Source organism: Streptomyces sp. NBC_00597 (assembly GCF_041431095.1).
In the GTDB taxonomy this organism is placed as follows: domain Bacteria; phylum Actinomycetota; class Actinomycetes; order Streptomycetales; family Streptomycetaceae; genus Streptomyces.
In genome coordinates, this window is sequence record NZ_CP107757.1 from 6,187,325 (window position 1) to 6,208,262 (window position 20,938).

Below are 20,938 nucleotides of genomic sequence, written 5' to 3' on the forward strand. Positions count from 1 at the left end.
GCACCCGGCGCCAGGCTGGATGCAGTGGTCGCCGGTCGTCAGCGGCCGGCCGTCGTGGAAGGGGAATCCGGTGCTCGTCGCCCTGATCATCGCCTGTGAGATCGGCTTCTGGGTGCTGCTGGCCGGCGGACTGGCCCTGCGCTACCTCGCGAAGATGCCCCGGCTGGGGGCGGCGGTCCTGCTGTGCGAGCCGTTGCTGGAGCTCGCCCTGCTGGTGGTCACCACCCTGGACCTCAAGAACGGCGGCGAGCCGAGCTGGACGCACGGCCTGGCCGCCCTGTACATCGGCTACAGCGTCGGCTACGGCCACTACACCGTGCAGTGGCTCGACCGGCACGCGGCGCACCGCTTCGGAGGGGGCCCGAAACCGCCCGGACCGACGTACGGGAAGGCCAGGGCGGTCCACGAGTGGAAGCTGTGGATCCGCACCCTGGCCGGCGTCGCCGTCGCGCTCGGACTGCTCCAGGGCGCGATCTGGTACGTGGGCGACGCGGCCGACACCGGCGGCCTACAGGCCTGGCAGTTCGCCGCCCTGCGGGTGCTCGGCATCCAGGCCGTCATCGCCGCCACGTACACGATCTGGCCGCGCAAGCCCCCGGCGGCGCAGCCGCAGGAGGAGCCGGCCGCGGCCGGGCGCGAGCGCTAGCCCTAGCTCTAGCGCTCGCCGCCGGGCACCCAGAGGACGTCGCCGAGCTCCTTGTTGGCCGTACGGGCGAGGATGAAGAGGAGGTCGGAGAGGCGGTTCAGGTAGGTGGCGGTCAGCGGGTTCATCACCTCGCCGTGCACCTCCAGGGCCGCCCAGGTGGAGCGCTCGGCGCGCCGGACCACCGTGCAGGCCTGGTGCAGCAGGGCCGCGCCGGGGGTGCCGCCGGGGAGGATGAAGCTGCGCAGCTTCTCCAGCCGCTCGTTGAAGAGGTCGCAGTCCGCTTCGAGCTTGTCGACGTAGAACTGCTCGACGCGCAGCGGCGGGTACTCGGGGTTCTCGACGACCGGGGTGCACAGGTCGGCGCCGACGTCGAACAGGTCGTTCTGCACCCGAACCAGGACCTTCACGACATCCTCGGGCAGGCTGCCGAGGGCGATCGCCGTGCCGATGGCCGCGTTGGCCTCGTTGGCGTCGGCGTACGCGGAGATCCGCAGATCGGTCTTGGCCGTGCGGCTCATGTCGCCGAGCGCGGTCGTGCCCTTGTCGCCGGTGCGGGTGTAGATGCGCGTGAGGTTCACCATGCGGCCAGCGTAGTGAGGCCCGCCGGAAAATCGCACGCGGTGGCGCTCCCGTGCCCGGTACCGTCCACCGCCGGCCCCTGAAATGGGAGCAGGAGGGCGCAGAGGTGATGGTTTGACCGAGATGTTCGGAATCTGGCAGTGAGCCGAACTGGCCGCGGCCGTCGGGGCGGGGGCGCGCGGCGGTGGCAGCAGGGGACGTCGGGGCGGCCCGGCGTCCGCGCTCCTTCCTGCGCGGCCGGGCCGACCTCGCGGCCGGGGACCCGCCCTGGCCGTGGGCGCCGCGGCCCGCCGAACGGGACGCCCTGGTCCGGGACTACGCGAAGGACCTGCTGGGCGCGGAGCTCCCGCCGGGGGAGTCGAACCTGCACGACGTGGGCTGGGCGCGGTTCCGTCCGGAGGGGATCTCCAGGCGGTCCAGTGCCCGGCTGGAGGGCGACACGAGGGCCCCGGGAGGACCTCCGCCACCTCGCGGGCCGGGCCGCCGTGGCGCTGGAATCCGGGGACCTCGCGGCCGCCGAGCGGGACATGGCCCGCATCCGGGAGCTGGAGGAGGCGTACGTCGATCCGGGCGATCGGTGAACTGGACGGCCGGGCCGAGGGGCTGAGCCGTACCGGTGTGATGTCCGTCAGTTGAGACGTGACGCGTGTTACTTCGCGGTCACACGAACCCCCGCTAGCGCTAGTCTCCGCCGGAGAGGCTACGAAGCTGGGCCGTATGGAAGAACGTGGGGTGTGCAGTGGCTGGGAAGCTCGCCGTCATCGGTGCCGGACTTATGGGTTCCGGAATTGCTCAGGTCTCCGCTCAGGCGGGGTGGGACGTCGTTCTGCGTGATGTCACCGACGCCGCGCTGACCCGCGGCACCGACGGCATCAAGGCCTCGTACGACAAGTTCGTCTCCAAGGGCAAGATGACGGCCGAGGACGCCGAGGCCGCGCTCGCCCGCATCAAGACGACCACCGACCTCGACGCGGTCGCCGACGTCGACATCGTCGTCGAGGCCGTCTTCGAGAAGCTTGAGGTCAAGCACGAGATCTTCCGCGCGCTCGACAAGCTCGTCCGGGACGACGCGATCCTCGCGTCCAACACCTCCGCCATCCCGATCACCAAGATCGCGGCCGTGACGGAGCGTCCGGAGCGGGTCGTCGGCGCGCACTTCTTCTCGCCCGTCCCGATGATGCAGCTCTGCGAGCTCGTCCGCGGCTACAAGACGAGCGACGAGACCCTCGCGGCCACGCGCGCGTTCGCCGAGTCCGTCGGCAAGACCTGCATCGTCGTCAACCGCGACGTCGCCGGTTTCGTGACGACCCGTCTGATCTCCGCCCTGATCGTGGAAGCCGCGAAGCTGTACGAATCGGGTGTGGCCTCCGCCGAGGACATCGACATCGCCTGCAAGCTCGGCTTCGGCCACGCCATGGGACCGCTGGCCACCGCCGACCTCACGGGCGTCGACATCCTGCTGCACGCCACCAGCAACATCTACACCGAGTCCCAGGACGAGAAGTTCGCGCCGCCGGAGCTCATGCGCCGCATGGTGGACGCCGGCGACTTCGGACGCAAGAGCGGGCAGGGCTTCTACAAGCACTGAGCCGCCGAGCCGCGAGCGGCGTCCGATATGCGGGCGCCCGTTCGAATACCTGCACCCGCACGGGTGAATTAGGTATCGGTTCGCTCACGGTCGGCAACTTCCCTGCCCGCACGGCAGTCAGTTGCAGTGAGAGTTGCCGACCACGGACCAGTCGGATCCTTTCCCTCGGATCCCCACGTACCCAGGACTGCCGGGAGCACATATGCACATCAGGGGCGACCACGCCGAACTCGCTGTCGGGGGCCGCCTCGACGTGCGCAGCGCGGCGGACGCCCGTACGGCCCTCCACACCGCGCTCGACGACGGCCACGGCGACCTCGTGCTGGACCTCACCGGGCTCGACTCCTGGGACGCGACCGGACTCGGCGTGATCATGGGAGCCCACCGGCGGGCCGGCCGGACCGGCCGCCGCCTCGTCCTGCGCGGAGTGCCGCCGCAGATGCAGCGCCTCCTCGTCGCCACCCGACTGCACCGCATCCTCGCGATCGAGGGCGGCCTGGAAGCGGAATCCCTCCCGCGGGTCTGACGCGGTCCACCGTCCACGCTTCCTGCGGAAACGTAACGGTCCGGTGGTGATGGCACCCCTGCGGTTCCCCGCACGACCGGGCACCGTCTAGGGTTCGGGCGGAAACCGGACCCGTAGCGACAGCGGAATGTGCGAAGGCCGGACGGTACGACACGACGGCGATTGGCGCAGAGCGCGACCGGGGGGACCAGTACATGGACCGCACGCAGGGGCAGCCCGAACCGATGGAGCGGCCCGCGGCGGTGCCCGCGACGTCCGGGACTTCGGGGGCACCCGCACCGGCGGCCCCCGCCCCCGTCGCACGGATCGTGACCCTCACCACCGGGGACTTCACCCTGACCGTGAACCCCGTCGACGGCAGCGAGATCGAGCCGCGCCGGCCCGGCACCGGCGGCACCGCCCCCGCCAAGCGCGGCGCGGCCGACCGCATCGCCCGTGACGCCGCTGCGCGGCCGCCCGTCCTGCCCGGACCCGCCGTCCCCACCCCGCCGCTGCTCGCCCGCGACGAGGAACGGGAGCGGCTCGTACGGCTGCTGGGCCGCGGCCGCTCCGTACGGCTGACCGGACCCGCCGGGTCCGGCCGCACCGCCCTCCTCGACGCGGTCGCCGCCGCGTGCGCGGGGCTGGCGCCCGACGGTGTCGTACGGCTCAGCGGATACGGGCACCAGCAGCCCGGCGAGCTGCTTCACGCGCTGTACGCCGCCGTGTACGAGGCCTCCGTGGAGCGCCCCGATCGGACCCAACTCCTCACCCGCGTACGAGACATCGGCGCCATCGTGCTCCTCGACGACCTGGAGATGGGCGGCGCCCCCCTCGACGAGCTGCTCCGCGCCACTCCCGAATGCGCCTACCTGCTGGCCACCACCCCCGACACCCGCGCCCCCTCCGACGACTCGCACCTCGAAGAGGTCTTCCTCGGCGGCCTCGGCCGGGCCGAGTGCCTGGAACTCCTCGAAACGGGCACGGGGCGGCCGCTGACCGAGGAGGAGACCGCCTGGGCGGGAGACCTGCGGTTCGCCTCCGAGGGGCTGCCGCTGCGCTTCGTCCAGGCGGCCGCCCTGCTGCGCCAGCGCGACGAGCGCAACCTCGCCGCGTCCGACGACGAGGACGACGAACCCGGCGTCTTCGAAGAGCGGCAGCGGAACGCGGCGTTCACGCCCCTGCCGACCCTGGCCGAGGGCGCGGCCCCCGCCGAGCTGCTGGCCTCCCGGGTCAGCGAGTCGGCGCGGGCGGCGCTGCGGATCGCCTGCGCGCTCGGCGGCGAACTGCCGCACCACGCCCACCTGCCCGCCCTCGTGGGGGACACCCATGCCGACGCGGCGGTCGCCGAACTACTCGGCTGCGGACTGCTCACCCCGGTCGGCACGCGCTACCGGCTGGCCGCCGGGGTCGCACGGCAGCTGGAGGAGGCCGGGTTCGGGGACACCGAGGCGGAGGAGGCCCGTACGGCCGCCCGCCACTACGCCTGGTGGACCGGACACGCCTCGGTGACCCCGGAGCGGGTCGCGGCGGAAGCCGACGCCGTGCTGGCGGCACTGGCCGGTGCCGATGTGGTGGCCGCCGTACTGCTCGCCCGGACCGCGGCCCCGGCGTTCGCGGCCTCCCGGCACTGGGAGGCCTGGGAACGGGTGCTGCGCTCCGGTGCGGAGGCCGCGCGCAAGGCGGGAGAGGTCGCGGAGCAGGCGTACTTCCACCACGAACTCGGCGTACTCGCGCTGTGCGAGGGGCGCCTGGACCGGGCGCGGGCCGAACTGGAGGCCTCCATAGGCCTGCGGGGCGCGCTCGCCGACAAGCGGGGCACGGTGGCGGGGCGCAGGGCGCTCGCACTGGTCACGGACCGCGAGAAGGCGGGCGTGGAGGTGTCGCCGCCGCTGCGGCTGGAGGCGCCGGTGGCTGCGGCTCACGCGGTGACGGCGGTGGTGCCGGCGGTGGCCGCGACCGCGAAGACCCCCGCGCTCCCTGCACTCCCCGCGTTCCCCGCACTCCCCGCGGCATCTGCGGCTTCCGCCGCTCCCACGACCCCGATGGCGCCCGTCGTGCCGGTGATCGGGCGGCCGACGGCGGCGCCGACGACGTTGTCGGAGGTGTTCGAGGATGCGTTCCCCCTCGACCCGAAGCCGACGGTGGCCGCCGCGCCGGCCGCGCCCTCGGCCCCGCCGGCGCCGCGTGCGCGGGCGCTGCGCAAGCCGGTGGTGTTGGCGGCGGCGGGGGCCCTGGCAGCGGTCGTGCTGGGCACGGTGGTGGGCCTGGCGCTGACGGGCTCGGACGACGCCGAGACCCCCGCGGGCGGTACCGGAGGTCCGGCGGCGTCGTCGACGCCTACGCCTGGGCAGGGCGTGCCGAACACGAGCGGGAACGATCCTGCACCGGACCCGGGGACCCCGGCCCCCGACGCCTCGGAGCCGGTCGCCCCGGAAGCGGGCTCCAGCCCGGACCCGAACCAGCCGTCCCGCACCCCGTCCCGCAAGCCGCAGACCCCGGCGACGCGCACCCCGGCGACGACGAACCCGAAGCCGCCGACCTCGGACCCGGACCCGGACCCGACGCCCCCCACGACGACTCCGCCTGCGACCCCTACTCCGACTCCGACCCCCACGCCGACGCCGACGGCGGGCCCGGTCGGCAGCCCGACGGCCACGTAGTCACGGCTCCCGGGGGCCCGATCGCACGCGCGCGCCCGGCCGCGGGGCCGGCCCCGGACACGGCGACGCCCCGAAGGCCGGCGGGCCCGGAAGCGGCCGGCGTTCGAGGCGTCGAGGGGCGGGGAGCCGTCAGAACAGGCGGAGTTTGTCGTCTTCGATACCGCGCAGGGCGTTGTAGTCCAGGACCACGCAGTCCATCCCGCGGTCCGTGGCCAGAACACGGGCCTGGGGCTTGATCTCCTGGGCCGCGAACACACCGCGCACCGGTGCGAGGTGCGGGTCGCGGTTCAGGAGCTCCAGGTAGCGGGTCAGCTGCTCGACGCCGTCGATCTCGCCGCGCCGCTTGATCTCCACGGCCACCGTCCCGCCGGAGGCGTCCCTGCACAGGATGTCCACCGGCCCGATCGCCGTCATGTACTCGCGCCGGATCAGCGTGTAGCCCTCGCCCAGGGTGTCGATCCGGTCGGCCAGCAGTTCCTGCAGGTGTGCCTCGACGCCGTCCTTGATCAGGCCCGGGTCGATCCCCAGCTCGTGGGAGGAGTCGTGGAGGACTTCCTCCATGGTGATGATGAGTTTCTCGCCCGCCTTGTTGACGACCGTCCAGACGCCGGCCTCATCGCCGCTCCCCTCTTTGAGGGTGCACGGGGGCGACATCCAGTTGAGCGGTTTGTACGCCCGGTCGTCCGCGTGGATCGAGACACTGCCGTCGGCCTTCACGAGGATCAGACGGGGTGCCGAGGGCAGATGGGCGGTGAGCCGGCCCGCGTAGTCGACGGAGCAGCGGGCAATGACGAGACGCATGGTCGGCAACGCTACTCGACGAGAAGGCCTCCACGCGATTCGCCCCCGAAAGCCCCGTTCGCGGATGGCGCGTTGTATGCGCATTCTCCTGGTGCGGCACCCACGGGGCGCCTACCGTGGTGAGCGGGAGGTTGCGGAGCGTGCACTCTGCGTCGCGGTCTCCTTCCCTGCCCGTAAGACTCCGGCAACCCAAACGGCCGGGGTCGCGAGAGGAGAACCCATGTCGCTCGACGTCTCACCGGCCCTACTCGAACAGGCCGAGCGAGGCGAGGTCGACGAAGCCGCTTTCGTCGACTGCGTCCGGACCTCCCTGCCCTTCGCGTGGGAGATGATCAGCTCGCTGGTGGCCCAGCTGAAGGTGGACGGCGGAGAGTTCGCCGACAACCAAACGCCGCCGCCCGACGAGCAGGCGCGTGGCCAGCTTCTGCGTGCCCTCGCGAGTGACGCGATACGTGGTGCGCTGCAGCGGCACTTCGGGGTGCGCCTGGCGTTCCAGAACTGCCACCGTGTGGCCGTGTTCCCGCTGGATCCTTCCTCGGACGACCGGCTCGCCAAGTTCACTTCGATCCGTGGCCAGCTGCTCAACCAGTCGCCCGAGCTCCGGGACTGCTGACCGTACGCCCCGCACCACCCGCACGACCGCGTTCGACCCGCACGACATGCACGGCCCGCACGATCCGCAAGAACCGCACCATCCGCTCGACCGTACTCCGCTGCCGCTCCGTATCGCGGGAGGTACCACTGATACCGGAGCGGCAGCCTCAGCCGAGGCGGGGCAGGACCTCGTCGCCGAGGCGCCGTACGTTCTCCTCCGTCGAGGCGAGATCGCCGGACCCCTCGGACATCAGGGCGAACCGCGTGATGCCCGTCCGCTCCGCCGTGGCCGCCAGCCGGTCCGCCGCGAGCCGCGGGGTGCCCACGGGGTGCAGATCGCAGAGCAGCTCCGTGTAGGCGACGGGGTCCCGCATCGCGCGTGCCCGGCCGTCCACGGTCACGTGTGCGTCCAGCCCCTGCTTCAGCCAGCCCGGCATCGCCTTCAACAAGGCCTCCCGGGCGTCCACCGTGCGGTCCGCCAGCTGGCACACGCCCGCCGAAACGTGCGGGGCGTCCGGGCAGTGGCCCGCGGCCGCGGCCGTACGCCGGTACAGCGCGACCATCGCCGCCTTCTCCTCGTCCCCGCAGTGCATGCCCAGCAGCATCGGCAGCCCCCGCTCGGCGGCCAGCAGCACCGACGCGGGGGAGGTGCAGGCGACGATCACTTCCGGCCCTGATCCGTCCCCGTCCAGCGCCTCCGACGGGCGGGGTACGACGGCCACCTCGCGGAACCCGTACCGCTCGCCGGCGGCCGCTACCCGCGGCTCGGTCAGCCAGCGCCGCAGCAGGTCGAGGTCCTGCGGGAATTCCTTCTCGTAGGCGCCCAGGCCTCCGCCGAACACTTCCAGGTCCACCCAGGGCCCGCCCCGGCCCACCCCCAGGGTGAACCGGCCGCCCGAGGTCAGGTGCAACAGTGCCGCCTGCTCCCCGAGGGCCACCGGATGCGTGCTCGGCAGCACGCTCACCGCCGTGCCCACCCGCAGCCGCCGGGTCCGCCCCAGCAGCAGGGCCGCCAGGGTCACCGCCGACGGGCAGACCCCGTACGGGACGAAATGGTGCTCTGCGAGCCAGACCGAGTCCAGCCCGGCCTCCTCGGCCACCTCCGCCGTCCGCACCGCCCGGTGCAGCGCCTCCCCCTGCCCCTGGCCCGGGAACTGGGCCGCCAGTACAAACGCTCCTACGCGCATCGCCTTTACCCTCCTCGTGGCTGACGCGGCCTCCCCCAGGTGGACCGGTTTCCTCTTTTGGCAACAACGTCTGACACGTGCCAAAGGCACGGCCTGACAGGAAAGTTATTGGGATAGTCAGGCCAGTCGACGCCATGGCAGCGGCGTCGGCTCCGTCAGCCGGCCTCTGTCAGCCACCCTGCGGGTACCCGGCCTCGCTGCGCGTAGTCTTGGGAGAAAGTCACTGCCGTCCGCCCATCCGTGAGGTATACGTGTCACCGCGCCACAACCGCCCCAGGGGCGGCGGGAATCCAGCCGACCGCCCGGAAGCCGGTTCGGGATCTGGTTCGGGGTCCGGTTCGGGAGGCCTGGACCGGTTCGGTCTGGAACGGACCGAGGAGTACCAGGGCGAGGAGTGGAAGGTCCGGCACGTCGCGGGCGCGAGCGCGGTGGGCAAGCGCTACCGCTGCCCGGGCTGTGACCAGGAGATCCCCTCGGGCACCCCGCACCTGGTGGCCTGGCCGGAGTACGGCGGCGTGGACGACCGCCGGCACTGGCACAAGGCCTGCTGGAACGCGAAGGACCGCCGCACCTCACGGGTGCAGCGGTCCAGGAACGCCCCCAAGTACTAGGTCTCGCGGAGCGGCGGATCAGACGTCGCGGCGGCCGACCACCACGTACGAGCCCGCCACCGAGGCGCCCGTCACCAGCAGGATCAGCAGCAGATGGGCCGGGTTGCCGGGCACGTTCCCGGTGTCGGCGTTCGGCAGGCCGAACAGTTGCATGAGGGCGACCGGGGCGTTGTACCGCAGGATGGTGCTGCCGAGCGGGGCCATGGTCTCCCACATGCTGAGCATCCCCCCTATCACCGGCGGCAGCGTGACCAGGCCCAGCATCACGGCGATCGCCCCGGCGGAGTGCCGCAGCATCGCCCCGACGGCGAGGGAGAGCACCCCGAGCATGGTGACGTAGAAGCAGCCGGCCATCGCGTGGGCCCATTCGCCGCCGCCGTGCCGTCCGGAGGCCGTGCCGCCCCGCAGGATCGCGGAGGACAGCCCCACCACCACCACCGAGCCGGCGACGGACAGGAAGGCGACGGTGGCGAAGACGAGGTACTTCGCGGTCAGCACCCGCGCCCGGTCGGGGGCGGCGGTGAACGTCGTACGGATCATGCCCGTGCCGTACTCGGAGGTGATCGTCAGGACGCCGAGCACCATCACGGAGATCTGCCCCACCAGCAGCCCGAACAACGCGGGCGCCGTGAGCGGCACCTCCTGGTAGTCCGTGGTCCGGGTCTCGGCGACGGCCAGCACCCCGATGCCGACGACGAGCAGCACCATCGAGCCGAGCGTCCACACGGTGGACCGCACCGAGATCATCTTCGTCCACTCCGAGGCCACGGCGTGCCCGAGGTGCGGGCGGGGCGTCGGCAGGGGCGAGGTGTAGCCCTTCGGCTGCTCCGCGGTGCTCGTGGGGCCGGTCATCGGGTGTCCTTGCGGGGGTCCGTCGGGGTGTTCTGGGCGGTGCCGGCGAGCTCACCGGGGCTGGCGGGCATCAGGAAGGGCTGCCCGCCCGCTCCGGGCGGAGGGGGAGCGAAGAATCCGTTCTGCGGCACCTGCGGCGCGGGGAGCTCGTCCTCCCAGGCGGGCAGGCTCAGCGGCTCGGGCTCCCACAGCTCGTTGCGCGGGTCGTCGGTGGAGCCGAACTCCACGGACGGCTGGGTCATCCGCATGTAGGCCTCCTCCAACGAGGCCCGGTGCGGGGACAGCTCCCACAGCCGTACGCCGGCCCCGTGCGCGAGGTCGGAGATCCGGGGCAGCTCCAGGCCGGTCACGCGCAGTGCGCCGTCGGGCTCCTGGAGCACCCGGCCGCCCGCCCCGATCAGGGCCGCACCCAGTGCATCCCGGCCATCGTGATCATTGTCGGCCGCGCGCACCCGCGCGAATCCGGCCGAGTTGTGCGCGATGAATTCCTGGGTGCCCATGTCGGCCAGCAGCCGCCCGCGGCCGATCACGACGAGGTGGTCGGCGGTCAGCGCCATCTCGCTCATCAGGTGTGAGGAGACGAACACGGTGCGGCCTTCGGCGGCGAGGCGGCGCATGAGGGTGCGGACCCAGAGGATGCCCTCGGGGTCGAGCCCGTTGACCGGCTCGTCGAAGAGGAGCACCTGGGGGTCGCCGAGGAGCGCGGCGGCGATGCCGAGCCGCTGGCCCATGCCGAGCGAGAAGCCCTTCGTGCGCTGCTTGGCGACGTCCTGGAGGCCGACGACGGCCAGCACCTCGTCCACCCGCTTCTCGGGGATGCCGGAGAGCTGGGCGAGGGACAGCAGGTGCCTGCGGGCCCGGCGGCCGCCGTGCACGGCCTTGGCGTCGAGCAGGGCCCCGACGTGCCGCTGGGCGTTGGGCAGCTGACGGAAGGGCATGCCGTTGATGGTCACGGTGCCGGCCGTGGGCCGGTCCAGGCCGAGGATCATGCGCATGGTGGTGGACTTCCCGGAGCCGTTGGGCCCCAGGAATCCCGTCACGTGACCGGGCCTGACCTGGAAGGACAGCTGGTCGACGGCGGTCTTGGCGCCGTAGCGCTTGGTCAGGCCGACTGCCTCGATCATTGCTCTGCCCCTTGCCAGGACCGGACGGCTTTCGTCCGCGTAAGGGTTAAGAGGATATCGAGTCGCCTACGGTTCCACCCCGCACCGGATCCCTGAGCTGTCCCTGAATCCGACCCGGGGATGACCCGTAGTACGCGGGACGTCCGTCCCAGGGGGACGTCCCGCGTACCCGCGTCCGTCAGGCGTCGCGCTTCTTCAGCACCAGGTAGCCCCCGAGTACCGAGGCCAGGACCCACAGCGCCATGATCCCGAAGCCGCCCCACGGGCTGTAGGGGGCTTCACTGCTGTCCATCGCACCGGGAACCACCTGCATGATCTTGGAGCCCGCCTGGTCCGGGAAGTACTGGGCGACCTTCCGGGTGGCGCTGACCGCCCCGAGGATCGTCGAGACCAGGAAGAAGAACGGCATCAGGATGCCGAGCGACAGCATCGAGCTGCGCAGGATGGTGGCCACGCCCATCGAGAACAGCGCGATCATGGCCATGTAGAGGCCGGCGCCGATCACGGCGCGCAGGACGTTCGGCGCGTCGATGCCGATGCTGCGGTCGCCCAGGATGGCCTGTCCCAGGAAGAAGGACAGGAAGCTGGTGACGAGGCCCACGGCCAGCGCGAGACCGGTGGCCACGATGAGCTTGCCGGCGAGGAAGCTCGCACGGCGCGGTACGGCGGCCAGCGAGGTGCGGATCATGCCCGAGCTGTACTCGGTGCCGACCACCAGCACACCGAAGACGATCATGGCGAGCTGGCCGAGGGTCATGCCGGCGAAGCTGGCCAGGGTCGGGTCGAAGGTGACCTGCTGCTCCTTCGGCATGTCGTTGAAGGTGGCGTTGAAGACCGCGCACAGGCCGGCGCTGACGCCGACCGTGACCACCAGTGCGGCGACCAGGGTCCAGATGGTGGAGGCGACGGTGCGGATCTTGGTCCACTCGGACCGGAGGACGGCGGGGAAGGAGTACATGGTCACTGCCCGCCCTTGCGCGTCGCCTCGTAACCGGCGCCCCACGCGGGTGCGTCGGCCGGGCCGGGGCCCGGGGGGATGCCCGGGGCGCCGGGTGCGTGGGCGTGGTACTCGACGGAGTCCGCCGTCATGCGCATGAACGCTTCCTCCAGTGAAGCCCGTTGCGGGCTGAGTTCGTGCAGCACGATCTGGTGCTGGGCGGCCAGCTCGCCGAGCTGTTCCGCGGCCACCCCGTCGATCTCCAGCGCGCCGGTGGCGGGGACGCTGATGGCGTCGATCCCGGCCTCGTGCAGGACGTCCTTGAGCCGCTCCTGCTGCGGCGAGCGCAGCCGGACGTAACTGCGCGAGTTCTTGTGAATAAAATCAGCCATCGACATATCGGCCAACAGCTTTCCCTGGCCGATGACGATCAAATGGTCTGCGGTCAGCGCCATTTCGCTCATCAGATGGGACGAGACGAAGATCGTCCTCCCCTCCGACGCCAGCCCCTTCATGAGATTCCTGATCCAGAGAATTCCCTCCGGGTCCAGACCATTGACGGGCTCGTCGAACATGAGGATCTCCGGGTCGCCCAGCAGCGCAGAGGCGATTCCCAGCCGCTGGCCCATGCCCAGCGAAAATCCTTTCGACTTCTTCTTCGCCACGGGCGTCAGCCCGACGAGATCCAATACCTCCGCGACCCGGCTCACCGGGATCCGGTTCGACTGGGCGAGGCAGAGAAGGTTGTTGTACGCGCTGCGGCCGCCGTTCATGGCTTTGGCGTCCAGCAGCGCCCCGATGTGCTTCAGCGGTTCCGGCAGGTCCCGGTAGTGCTTGCCGTCGATCCGGACCGTACCGCTGGTCGGGTTGTCGAGGTCGAGCATCATGCGCATGGTCGTGGACTTCCCTGCCCCGTTGGGGCCGAGGAAGCCGGTCACCACCCCCGGTCTGACCTGGAAGCTGAGGTGGTCCACGGCGGTCTTCGCGCCGAATCGTTTCGTAAGGCCCTCAAGCTCGATCATGCCGCTCACGCTAGAACGCCCAAGGGCCCCACGCCACCTCAAAAGGGTGACACAGGGCCCTCGGGCAGGACGTTCGTCCACCAGCCGGTAGACACGGGCCGTCCGACCGGTCGACCAACCGGTGAACTGCCGTGCGTACTAGCGGCTCTGCTGCGCGGGAACGCCACGGGTGACCGGCTCGTCGTCGACGATCGGGTTGGCCGCCGCGACGGCCGCGCCGGTCAGCGTCGCCAGCATCTCGCGGACGTTGGTGAGCTGGGCGTTGATCGAGTCGCGGCGGTTGGTGAGCGCCGCCAGCTCGCGCTCGGACTCGCTGCGGATGCGGTCCGCCTTCGCGTTGGCGTCGGCGACGATGTCCTCGGCCTGGCGCTGCGCGGTCTCGACGGTCTGGCGGGCGCGGCGCTCGGCGTCCGTACGCAGCTTCTCGGCCTCCAGGCGCAGCTGCTCGGCGCGGTGCTCGATCTCCGCGAGGCGCTTCTCGGCCTTGGCCTGACGCGAGGCCAGGTCGCGCTCGGACTGCTCGCGGCGCTTGGCCAGGTTGGTCTCGAAGTCGGCGGCGGCCTGGGCGGCCTTGGCGCGCGTCTCCTCGAACAGGGCGTCGGCCTCCTCGCGCTTGGAGGCGGCGTCCTTCTGGGCCTCGGCGCGCAGGGTGGAGGCGTCGCCCTTGGCCTTCTCGACGATGCGGACGCCCTCGTCCTCCGCCTTCGACTTGCGGTCGGCGGCGAACGACTCGGCGTCGTTGCGCACCTGCTGGGCAGCCGACTCGGCGAGCTCACGGTGCTGCTCGGCCGCGCGACGGGCCTCCTCGCGCAGGTCCTTCGCCTCCTCCTCGGCCAGGCGCAGGATCTTCTCGACCCGGGCGCCGAGGCCGGCGTACGACGGCTCGGCGTCGCTCACCTGGGCCTGGGCGTTCTGCGTTTCGAGGTGCAGCTCCTCGATCCGCTTTTCCAGAGAGTTGATACGTCCAAGGGCGCTGTCGCGGTCGGAGACCAGCTTGGTAATGCGGTCGTCCACCTGACCGCGGTCGTAACCACGCCGCACGAGCTCGAAGCCGAAGGGGGAGGAAGTGTCGCTCATGGGGTTCCTGTCGAATGAGACCGATGAGGTGCTACGTGAGGTGTTAGGGGAATCCTAGGCGCCGAAGCGGCGTGTCATCGAGTCAATCCACGTTTGATCTGGACAATGACACCCCTTTTGAGTGGCAAGACGACAGAATGCTTGTCACTCGTTCGGCTGAATCTTCATCAGGAACACACATCCTGAGCGATTGCTAGCCCTCCGACGCCTTGCCACCCGAACGAGTGGAACCGGCTGTAGCCCCCGCCTTCACGCCCCCCGCGCCCTGACCGCCGACCGCCGGCTTTCCGCCCGAAGGCGCCTCGAATGATTCCAACGCCTCAAGAACGTCCTGGACACGGGAGATCTCCGCCTGAATGTCCTCGCGCCTGCGCACCAGGACCTCCAGCTCACGCCGCCCCTCGTCGACCAGCCGTTCGGCCTCCGCCTTCGCCTCCGCGAGGGCCTTGTCGGCCTCCCGGGTCACCTCGGCCTTCTTCTGCTCGGCCTCCTTGAGCAGCGCCTCCGCCTTGCGCACCGCCGCGATGCGGACCTTGCTCGCCTCGCTGCTCGCGTCCGACACCAGCGCCTTGGCCTTCGCCTCGGCCTCGACGCTCTGCTCGGTCGCCGCCCGCACCAGCTTGTCCACGCGCTCGCCGGCCGACTTCATCTGCTCGGCGGACTCGCGGCGGGCCCGCTCGTGCAGCTCCTCGACCTCGCCCTCGACGCGCGAGCGCAGCTCCTCCGCCCGCTCCCTTATGGCAGCGGCGTCCCTGCGCGCGCCGACCAGCAGCTCGTCCGCGTCCGTACGGGCCTTCTCCACCAGGGAGTTGCCCTCGACGGTCGCCTCCGAGGAGATGCGCGCCGCCTCCTTGCGGGCCGCGTCGACCATCGCGTCGGCCTGCTCCTCGGCCGCCGTCGTGGCGGCCAGGGCCTGCGCCTGCGCGTCGGCGGAGAGCTTGTCCGCCTCCGCCGCGGTCTCGGTGATGAGCCGGTCGACCTGCTCCGCGGCCTCGCTGCGCCGCTTGTTGGCCTCCTCGCGGGCCTCGTCCAGCAGCCGCTCGGACTCCTCGCGGGCCTCCGTACGGGTGCGCTCCGCCGCGGTCGCCGCCTCGGCCTTGACCCGCTCGGCCTCCGAGCGGGTGCGCGTCGCGTGCTCCTGCGCCGACGCCAGGGCCTCCGAGGCCTCCGCGCGCAGCCGCTCGGCCTCGGCCTGGGCCTCGCCGACCGTGCGCTCGTTGTCCTTGCGGGTCTGCTCGGTGAGCTTGTCCGCCTCGGACGCCGCCTCCGTGATGAGCCGGTCCGCCTGCTCCGCGGCCTCGCTGCGCAGCCGGCCCGCCTCCGCGCGCGCCTCGTCGAGCGTCTGCTCCGACTCCCGCTCCGCGCTGGCCAGCGTCTCGTTCGCCGCGACCGTGACCCGGTCCGCCTCCGCGGTGGCCTCGCCGATGATCCGGCCGCCCTCGGCACGGGCGTCCTCCAGGGCCTGCGCCGCCTCCCGGCGCAGCCGCTCGGCTTCCTCCGCGGCCTCGCCGACCGTGACCTCGTTCGCCGCACGCGTCTCGTCGACCAGCCGGTCGCCCTCGTTGCGGGCGTCGACCAGGATGCGGGTCGCGTCCCGCTCCGCAGCCGCCAGCATGTCGGTGGCCTGCCGGGTGAGCCGCTCGGCTTTCTCCGTCGCCTCGCCGACCGCGCTCTCGTTCGCGGCGCGCGTCTCCTCGGTGAGCCGCTCCGCCTCGGACACGGCCTCGGTGACGAGCCGGTCGGCCTGCTCCGCGGCCTCCGTGCGCAGCCGGCCCGCCTCCACGCGGGCCTCGTCCAGCGTGCCCGCCGCCTCGGTACGGGTGGCGTCCGCGGCCTCGGCCGCCTCGGCGGTGAGCCGCTCCGCCTGCGCGGTGGCCTCGCCGACGGTCGCCGCGTTCGCCGCCCGGGTCTCCTCGGTGATCCGCTCGGCCTCCGCCGTCGCCTCCGCGACGATCCGGCCGCCCTCGGCGCGCGAGGACTTCAGGGACTCCGCCGCCTCGCCGCGGATCCGGTTCGCGTCGTCACGGGCGTCGGCCCGGGTGCGCGCCGCGTCCCGCTCGGCCGAGGCCAGCGCGTCCGTCGCCTCCGTACGCACCCGCTGCGCGTACTCGGCGGTGTCGCCGCGCAGCTGCTCGGCCTCGGCGATCGCGTCGCCGACCGTGCGCTCCGCCAGCGCCTTCGCCGCGTCCGTCTCGGCCCGCGCCTCGCCGCGGATCCGGTTGGCGTCCTCGGTGGCCCGCTCGCGCTCGGAGTGGGCGTCCGCGCGGACCCGCGAAGCCTCCTCCTCGGCCTCCGTCTTCGTACGCTCCGCCGCGTGTTCGGCGGCGCTGCGCAGCCCGGTGATCTCCTCCTCGGCCTGCTCGTGCAGACCGGCCACGGAGTCCCGTACCTGCTGGGCGGTGGTCTCGGCGGCCGTCACCAGCTCCGCGGCGCGCCGCTCCGCCTCTTCGGTCAGGCGGGACGCCTCGGCCTGCGCCTCTTCGGAGCGCCTGCGGGCCGCGGCCAGCAGTTCTTCGCTCTGCTCGCGGGCCTGGGCCCGCTCGCTGTCCGCGTCCGTCCGGGCCGACGCGAGGGTCTCCTCGGCCTCCCGGCGGCGCCGGGCGGCCTCCTCCTGCGCGGCGGCCAGCGCCTCGGCGGCCTCCGCGGCGACCCGCTCGGCGGCGGACTTCGCCTCCGCGCGCAGCCGGTCCGCGGTCTCCTGCGCCTCGGAACGCACCCGCTCCGCCTCGGACTCCGCCTCGCTGCGCAGCCGTACGGCGACCTGCTCGGCCTCCGCACGCACCCGACCGGCGTCCTGCGCCGCGTCCGTGCGCAGCTGGTCGGCCTCCGCCTCCGACTGCGACTGGAGGCTGCGGATCCGCTCCGCCGACTCGGCACGCAGCCGGTCGGCCTCCTCGCTGGTCTCCCGGCGGATGTTCTCCGCCGCCCCGCGGGCATCGCGCAGCGTCTGCTCGGCCGTGCCCAGCCGGCTCTCGGCCTCCGTGTGCAGGCGGACGAGCTCCTCGTCCGCCGCCGCCCGCTTCGCCGCGAGGGCCTGCTCGATCTCCTCGCGCCGCGCACGGGCCGCAGCGTCGGCCTCGGCCCGTACGGACTCCGCCTGCTCCTCGGCCTCGGCGCGCAGCCGCTCCGCCTCGGCGCGGGTACGCTCCAGCGTCTCCTCGGCCTGCTTGCGCAGCGTGGTGGCCCGCTCGACGGCTTCGGCGCGGACCCGCTCGCTCTCGGCGCTCGCCCCGCCGCGCAGCTCGTCCGCGTCCGACTTGGCCTTGCCGAGCAGTTCCTCGGCGGTCCGGGCCGCCTCCTCGATCTGCTGGACCGCCTCGCGGCGTGCCTCGCCGCGGATCCGCTCGCCCTCGGCGACGGCCTCGGCGCGCAGCTGCTCGGCCTCACCGCGCAGCCGCCGGGCCTCCTCCTGGAGCTCGACGGTCCGGGCCCGGTACTCCTCGGTGTCGTCCTTCGCCGCGCCCTTGAGCTCATCGGCCCTGGCCGCCGCCTGGGCGCGCAGCCGCTCCGACTCGGACTCGGCCTCGCGCCGGATCCGCTCGGCCTCCTCGGACGCGGCACGGGTGGTGGCCCGTGCGTCCTCCGAGGCCTTGTTCAGTACGTCCTCCGCCGTGCGGGCGGCCTTCGCCAGCTGCGCGGCCGTGTCCTCGGCCGCCGCCGCGCGGGCCTGCTCCGCAGCCTCCGCACGCAGCCGCTCGACGCCGGCGCGGGCGTCGGCGAGGGTCTGCTCGGCCTCGGCCTTGAGGACCTCGGCCTCCTTCGTGGCCTCGCCGACCAGCCGGGCCACCTGCTCCTTGGCGGTGCGGGTGCGCTGCTCGTTGACGGACTCCGCCGACGCGAGCTGCCGGGCGGCGCTCTCCTTGGCGTCCGCGAGGAGCTTCTCGGCCTCGGAGCGCGCGGTGCGCAGGGCGCCGTCGGCCTCCTGGACCCGCTGCTCGGCCACCCGGCCGAGGTCGAGGGTCTGCTGCCGGGTCTGCTCGGCTTCGGCGGTGGTGCTCGTACGCAGCCGCTCGGCGTGCTCGGTGGCCTCCTGGGCCTGCGCAGAGGCGGCGGTCAGCAGCCGCTCGGCCTCCTTGCGGGCGCGCAGCAGGGTCGCCTCGGTCTCCGTACGGGCCGCCTCGGCATCGGCGGCCAGCCGGCGCCGGGTCTCCTCGGCGACGCGCGCGGCCTCGCCGCGGGCGGCGTTCAGGGCCTGCTCGGCTTCGGCGCGGGACTCGTCCATGAGCCGGCGGGCCTGGGACTCGGTACGGGCACGCAGCTGCTCGGCCCAGGCGACGTTCTCGTTGACGTGCGCCTCGACGGTCTGGCGGCGCTCGTTGAGCTCCTGGTCCAGCCGCTGGCGGCGGTTGACGGCCTCGGCGTGCAGCTCGGCCTGGAGGCGCGCCTGGTGTTCGGCGTGCTCCTGGAGGATGCGCTGGGTCTGTGCCCGGGCGTCGCGCAGTTCGCGCTCGGCGTCCGAGCGCATCTGGTCGGCCTGGATCTGGGCATTGCGGAGCAGCTGCTCCGCCTGGTAGCCCATGTCCGCGCCGTCGTAGGCGGGCCGGGACGCCAGGTTGCGGCGTACCTCGTGGAGCTTGGCGCGCAGCACCTCGACCTGGTAACCGAGGTCTTCGGCGTGCTGGACGGCCTTCCCGCGCTCCTTCTTCAGCCGCTCCATCTCGGCTTCGAAGCGCGAGAGATGGTCGGCTTCAGCCTGATGGCTCTCCTGGCTTTCGTAGCCCCGCACAGCGCGGTCCCATCCGTCCCCTGGTCGCAAGCTCACTCCCAATTGAGCATCGCTCGCCCGCTGAACGACGCCCCCGGGGAATGGTGTCAGATACCGGGGCAGGGGTCACAGGCCCCGACCCCGTCTCCGCACCGAACCCCGGCCGAGCCATGGCCACTCTACCGGCCGGGGAATCGGGCCATCAGTGGTCCATCAATGGTCGGGGTTGGAGGTGACCAGTTCGGTGAGGACTCCGTGGCAGTCCTTGGGGTGCAGGAAGGTGATGGAAGAGCCCATCGAGCCCGTGCGGGGCTGGTCGTAGAGGACCCGCACGCCCTTGCTGCGGATGGCCTCGGAGTCGCCCTGGACGTCCTCCGTGCCGAAGGCGATGTGGTGCACGCCCTCGCCGTTCTTGGCCAGCCACTTGCCCACTGCGGAGTCCTCGCGGGTGGGTTCCAGGAGCTGGAGGTAAGAGGCGCCGCCGTCGGAGGTCTCGTTGATCTTGAGCATGGCCTCGCGGACGCCCTGCTCCTCGTTGACCTCGGAGTGGAACACCTCGAAGCCGTACGTGGCACGGTAGAACTCGACGGTCTTGTCCAGGTCGAAGCAGGCGATCCCGATGTGGTCGATTCTTGTCAGCATGGTGACAGTGCACTCCTGAAGGGGGTGGTCACGCAACGTGCGCGCGATCACACCGGCAGCCCGGTGACCGCTGCGGTACCGCCCAGTACATTCACGTAAACCCTCGTTCACTCCTCATCCAAGGGGCTGTGCCTCATGTCCGGATCGAACAACACCACTTCTGTGATCGTCGCCGGGGCCCGCACGCCCATGGGGCGGCTGCTCGGCTCGCTGAAGTCCTTCTCGGGTGCCGACCTCGGCGGCTTCGCCATCAAGTCCGCGCTGGACCGGGCCGGGATCTCCGGCGACCAGGTGCAGTACGTGATCATGGGCCAGGTGCTGCAGGCCGGCGCGGGCCAGATCCCCGCCCGCCAGGCGGCGGTCAAGGCCGGCATTCCGATGAACGTGCCCGCCCTCACGATCAACAAGGTGTGCCTCTCGGGCCTGGACGCGATCGCGCTGGCCGACCAGCTGATCCGCGCCGGTGAGTTCGACATCGTGGTCGCGGGCGGTCAGGAGTCCATGACCAACGCCCCGCACCTGCTGCCGAAGTCCCGAGAGGGATTCAAGTACGGCGCGATCGAGATGCTGGACGCGATGGCCTACGACGGTCTCACCGACGCCTTCGAGAACATCGCGATGGGCGAGTCCACGGAGAAGCACAACACCCGCCTGGGCATCGAGCGCGCCCCGCAGGACGAGTTCGCCGCCGCCTCGCACCAGCGGGCCGCGGCCGCGCAGAAGAACGGCGTCTTCGAGGCCGAGATCGTCCCCGTGGAGATCCCGCAGCGCAAGGGCGACCCGGTCATCTTCTCGGCGGACGAGGGCATCCGTCCCGAGACGACCGCGGAGTCCCTCGGCAAGCTGCGTCCGGCCTTCGCCAAGGACGGCACGATCACCGCCGGCACCTCCTCCCAGATCAGCGACGGCGCCGCCGCCGTCGTCGTGATGAGCAAGGCGAAGGCGGAGGAGCTCGGTCTGGAATGGATCGCCGAGATCGGCGCCCACGGCAACGTGGCCGGTCCCGACAACTCCCTCCAGTCGCAGCCGTCGAACGCGATCCTGCACGCGCTGAAGAAGGAGGGCCTGGAGGTCTCCGACCTGGACCTCATCGAGATCAACGAGGCCTTCGCGGCGGTCGCCGTGCAGTCAATGAAGGACCTCGGCGTGACCCCGGAAAAGGTGAACGTCAACGGTGGCGCCATTGCCCTGGGCCACCCGATCGGCATGTCCGGAGCCCGTGTGGTGCTGCACCTGGCGCTGGAGCTCAAGCGCCGCGGCGGCGGCGTCGGCGCGGCCGCCCTGTGCGGCGGCGGCGGCCAGGGCGACGCGCTGATCGTCCGCGTCGCCAAGTAGGCGGCGCCAGGCCGCCGGGCCCCGCCACGCGGGCCGGCGGCCCCCTGAGTCCCGGGCCCGGCGGCCCTCA

At 72.2% G+C, this 20,938-nt stretch carries 18 protein-coding genes; 8 read left to right on the plus strand and 10 right to left on the minus strand.

What is annotated here, in order from left to right; translation table 11 throughout:
- The first annotated feature begins 70 nt into the window (after positions 1-70).
- Positions 71-646 (plus strand): hypothetical protein, encoded by a 576-nt coding sequence (locus OG974_RS28335; protein WP_371644859.1) that lies wholly within the window; start codon positions 71-73, stop codon positions 644-646.
- An 8-nt stretch (positions 647-654) separates the two neighbouring features.
- Here OG974_RS28335 and OG974_RS28340 read toward each other — a convergent pair whose 3' ends face one another.
- The gene (locus tag OG974_RS28340) at positions 655-1,227 is read right to left on the minus strand and encodes a cob(I)yrinic acid a,c-diamide adenosyltransferase (protein ID WP_328763736.1); all 573 of its coding nucleotides are present in this window, start codon (positions 1,225-1,227) and stop codon (positions 655-657) included.
- A 417-nt stretch (positions 1,228-1,644) separates the two neighbouring features.
- Here OG974_RS28340 and OG974_RS28345 point away from each other — a divergent pair, with 417 nt between their 5' ends.
- From OG974_RS28345 to OG974_RS28360, 4 genes are all read left to right on the plus strand, one after another.
- Positions 1,645-1,806, plus strand: coding sequence for a hypothetical protein (locus tag OG974_RS28345; RefSeq protein WP_327285502.1), 162 nt, complete (start codon positions 1,645-1,647; stop codon positions 1,804-1,806).
- Between the two features lie 158 nt (positions 1,807-1,964).
- Entirely contained in the window at positions 1,965-2,813 is an 849-nt protein-coding gene (locus OG974_RS28350) for a 3-hydroxyacyl-CoA dehydrogenase family protein (RefSeq protein ID WP_327285503.1), read from the plus strand.
- Between the two features lie 202 nt (positions 2,814-3,015).
- Positions 3,016-3,339, plus strand: a complete 324-nt coding sequence (locus tag OG974_RS28355; RefSeq protein WP_030153791.1) for an STAS domain-containing protein — start codon at positions 3,016-3,018, stop codon at positions 3,337-3,339.
- Positions 3,340-3,533: 194 nt separating this feature from the next.
- Positions 3,534-5,981 (plus strand): ATP-binding protein, encoded by a 2,448-nt coding sequence (locus tag OG974_RS28360; protein WP_329314570.1) that lies wholly within the window; start codon positions 3,534-3,536, stop codon positions 5,979-5,981.
- 129 nt (positions 5,982-6,110) lie between these two features.
- Here the strand turns inward: OG974_RS28360 and nucS are convergent, their stop codons facing one another.
- A complete protein-coding gene (gene nucS / locus OG974_RS28365; RefSeq protein ID WP_327285505.1) occupies positions 6,111-6,782 on the minus strand; it encodes an endonuclease NucS in 672 nt (223 codons plus the stop codon).
- A 220-nt stretch (positions 6,783-7,002) separates the two neighbouring features.
- On the opposite strand from nucS, the gene OG974_RS28370 reads away from it, so the two are divergent.
- Positions 7,003-7,395, plus strand: a complete 393-nt coding sequence (locus OG974_RS28370) for an SCO5389 family protein (protein WP_030153794.1) — start codon at positions 7,003-7,005, stop codon at positions 7,393-7,395.
- Positions 7,396-7,543: 148 nt separating this feature from the next.
- Here OG974_RS28370 and OG974_RS28375 read toward each other — a convergent pair whose 3' ends face one another.
- Positions 7,544-8,563, minus strand: coding sequence for an LLM class flavin-dependent oxidoreductase (locus OG974_RS28375; protein ID WP_329314572.1), 1,020 nt, complete (start codon positions 8,561-8,563; stop codon positions 7,544-7,546).
- Between the two features lie 251 nt (positions 8,564-8,814).
- Here OG974_RS28375 and OG974_RS28380 point away from each other — a divergent pair, with 251 nt between their 5' ends.
- On the plus strand, positions 8,815-9,174 hold the full coding sequence (locus OG974_RS28380) for an ATP/GTP-binding protein (protein ID WP_327285507.1): 360 nt from the start codon (positions 8,815-8,817) through the stop codon (positions 9,172-9,174).
- Between the two features lie 18 nt (positions 9,175-9,192).
- Here the strand turns inward: OG974_RS28380 and OG974_RS28385 are convergent, their stop codons facing one another.
- The 7 genes from OG974_RS28385 to mce form a co-directional block, all read right to left on the minus strand.
- Complete coding sequence (locus OG974_RS28385) at positions 9,193-10,026, minus strand: ABC transporter permease (RefSeq protein ID WP_327285508.1); 834 nt, start codon at positions 10,024-10,026, stop codon at positions 9,193-9,195.
- Positions 10,023-11,150: an ABC transporter ATP-binding protein gene (locus OG974_RS28390; RefSeq protein ID WP_327285509.1), complete on the minus strand. Its 1,128-nt coding sequence runs from the start codon at positions 11,148-11,150 to the stop codon at positions 10,023-10,025. Before OG974_RS28390 ends, OG974_RS28385 begins: the two co-directional genes overlap by 4 nt.
- Before the next feature lie 178 nt (positions 11,151-11,328).
- Positions 11,329-12,108, minus strand: a complete 780-nt coding sequence (locus tag OG974_RS28395; RefSeq protein ID WP_327285784.1) for an ABC transporter permease subunit — start codon at positions 12,106-12,108, stop codon at positions 11,329-11,331.
- Between the two features lie 2 nt (positions 12,109-12,110).
- Entirely contained in the window at positions 12,111-13,109 is a 999-nt protein-coding gene (locus OG974_RS28400) for an ATP-binding cassette domain-containing protein (RefSeq protein WP_327285510.1), read from the minus strand.
- Between the two features lie 138 nt (positions 13,110-13,247).
- A complete protein-coding gene (locus OG974_RS28405; protein ID WP_030153801.1) occupies positions 13,248-14,186 on the minus strand; it encodes a cellulose-binding protein in 939 nt (312 codons plus the stop codon).
- A gap of 193 nt (positions 14,187-14,379) precedes the next feature.
- Positions 14,380-18,912, minus strand: a complete 4,533-nt coding sequence (gene scy, locus OG974_RS28410) for a polarized growth protein Scy (protein WP_328763738.1) — start codon at positions 18,910-18,912, stop codon at positions 14,380-14,382.
- Between the two features lie 192 nt (positions 18,913-19,104).
- The gene (mce, locus tag OG974_RS28415) at positions 19,105-19,533 is read right to left on the minus strand and encodes a methylmalonyl-CoA epimerase (RefSeq protein WP_327285512.1); all 429 of its coding nucleotides are present in this window, start codon (positions 19,531-19,533) and stop codon (positions 19,105-19,107) included.
- 135 nt (positions 19,534-19,668) lie between these two features.
- Here mce and OG974_RS28420 point away from each other — a divergent pair, with 135 nt between their 5' ends.
- Positions 19,669-20,868, plus strand: coding sequence for an acetyl-CoA C-acetyltransferase (locus OG974_RS28420; protein ID WP_327285513.1), 1,200 nt, complete (start codon positions 19,669-19,671; stop codon positions 20,866-20,868).
- Positions 20,869-20,938 lie beyond the last annotated feature (70 nt).

Bases quoted from the DNA above. Each gene is read 5' to 3' on its own strand.
- OG974_RS28340 (WP_328763736.1), bottom strand. From the start codon at position 1,227: ATGGTGAACCTCACGCGCATCTACACCCGCACCGGCGACAAGGGCACG.
- OG974_RS28355 (WP_030153791.1), top strand. From the start codon at position 3,016: ATGCACATCAGGGGCGACCACGCCGAACTCGCTGTCGGGGGCCGCCTC.
- OG974_RS28360 (WP_329314570.1), top strand. From the start codon at position 3,534: ATGGACCGCACGCAGGGGCAGCCCGAACCGATGGAGCGGCCCGCGGCG.
- nucS (WP_327285505.1), bottom strand. From the start codon at position 6,782: ATGCGTCTCGTCATTGCCCGCTGCTCCGTCGACTACGCGGGCCGGCTC.
- OG974_RS28370 (WP_030153794.1), top strand. From the start codon at position 7,003: ATGTCGCTCGACGTCTCACCGGCCCTACTCGAACAGGCCGAGCGAGGC.
- OG974_RS28375 (WP_329314572.1), bottom strand. From the start codon at position 8,563: ATGCGCGTAGGAGCGTTTGTACTGGCGGCCCAGTTCCCGGGCCAGGGG.
- OG974_RS28385 (WP_327285508.1), bottom strand. From the start codon at position 10,026: ATGACCGGCCCCACGAGCACCGCGGAGCAGCCGAAGGGCTACACCTCG.
- OG974_RS28390 (WP_327285509.1), bottom strand. From the start codon at position 11,150: ATGATCGAGGCAGTCGGCCTGACCAAGCGCTACGGCGCCAAGACCGCC.
- OG974_RS28395 (WP_327285784.1), bottom strand. From the start codon at position 12,108: ATGTACTCCTTCCCCGCCGTCCTCCGGTCCGAGTGGACCAAGATCCGC.
- OG974_RS28400 (WP_327285510.1), bottom strand. From the start codon at position 13,109: ATGATCGAGCTTGAGGGCCTTACGAAACGATTCGGCGCGAAGACCGCC.
- OG974_RS28405 (WP_030153801.1), bottom strand. From the start codon at position 14,186: ATGAGCGACACTTCCTCCCCCTTCGGCTTCGAGCTCGTGCGGCGTGGT.
- mce (WP_327285512.1), bottom strand. From the start codon at position 19,533: ATGCTGACAAGAATCGACCACATCGGGATCGCCTGCTTCGACCTGGAC.
- OG974_RS28420 (WP_327285513.1), top strand. From the start codon at position 19,669: ATGTCCGGATCGAACAACACCACTTCTGTGATCGTCGCCGGGGCCCGC.